Raw genomic sequence first — 1,283 nt, 5'->3', positions numbered from 1 at the left:
TATGGTGCTCCCCAACTGTTGGACAGATTTGGCATCAAATTAAGAAGTAGTCCTTCTATTCAGAAATTGCATTATTATCTTTTTCCCTCATTTCCACATACCATTGAGCGGGTGTTTGATAGCCCAGTGATTGGTGCTTTCGTCCATAATTGTAAAAGTGGAAGTACTGTGCCAGACCTCGATACAGAGACAGTCCGTCCCGATAGGCATGTAAATATACATGCTCGTACTTGACAGTCCTCCATAGGCGCTCCACGAAGATATTGTCCAGGGCTCGCCCCTTCGAGTCCATGCTTATCTGGACCTCGGCACTTCTCAAAGGGTCAAGGAAACGCGCACTGGTGAATTGACTTCCTTGATCAGTGTTGAATATTTGCGGCTTGCCCCATTTTCCGAGAGCCTCCTCCAAGGCGTCGACACAAAAGTCTACCAATAAGGTGTTCGATAATCGCCAGCTCAACACAAACCTGCTGTGCCAGTCGATGACCGCGCACAAGTACAGGAATCCGTTCGCCATGGGAATGTACGTTATATCGGTGGACCAGACATGATTCCGCTCTTCAACAGCCAATCCGCGCAGCAGATAGGGATAGACACGGTGCTCCGAAGAAGCTTTTGACAAGTTGGGCTTGGGGTACACGGCTTCCAGCCCCATCAGGCGCATCAGCCTACGTATACGCTTAATGTTTATCGCGCTGCCAGGAGCGGTCAATTCCTGATGCATGCGGCGAACGCCCAACTCAGGGCGGTCTGTAAAGATGCGGTCAATATGTCTCATCAAGGCTAAGTTCTCTGCCGATTCTCCCACAGGCTGGTAATAGTAACTCGATCTGGGCAGCCCAAGCAGCTCGCACTGTCGAGTTATACTCAGATGTGAATGGTTGAGTTCAATCAAATCACGCGGATCTGCTGTTAAATCGTCTTTAATTTTTTTTTGAGGTAGTCGTTCTCCACCTTCAATTGGCCGATCTGCTGAAAAAGAGGCGCTTCGATTTCCTCGCGGACTCCAGGGGATAGCTCCGGGGTCGATTTGCCATTGAAAAGCGAGGGCATGCCTTCCAGAGCCTGCTGTTTCCAGGCCGTGATTTGAGTGGCATGTATGCCGTAGTCGCTGCTGAGTTGAGCGAGCGTCTTGTGACCTTTGAGGGCTTCGAGAACTACCTTGGTCTTGAAATTGGCGTCGTGGACGCGGCGGGTCGATTTGGCCATAATTGGACATCTTGTAGATCTAAGTTAATGATTTTAAACTTTAAACTACTGTCCAGTTTTTGGGGAGCATTATA

1 protein-coding gene is annotated in these 1,283 nt (G+C 49.2%); it reads right to left on the bottom strand.

The window, feature by feature from the left end:
• Window positions 1-55: 55 nt before the first annotated feature.
• Window positions 56-1,209, bottom strand: a protein-coding gene (locus tag JUB14_RS27605; RefSeq protein WP_374757838.1) for an IS3 family transposase whose coding sequence is annotated in 2 segments (ribosomal slippage) — window positions 56-916 and window positions 919-1,209 — 1,152 coding nt in all. Because the reading frame shifts where the segments join, the coding sequence is not laid out codon by codon here.
• Window positions 1,210-1,283 lie beyond the last annotated feature (74 nt).

The sequence above is a fragment of the Telluribacter humicola genome, from assembly GCF_017355935.1.
Lineage (GTDB): Bacteria > Bacteroidota > Bacteroidia > Cytophagales > Spirosomataceae > Telluribacter > Telluribacter humicola.
The sequence above is the reverse complement of the archived record's forward strand: the minus strand, read 5'-3'. Positions and strand labels throughout refer to the sequence as shown.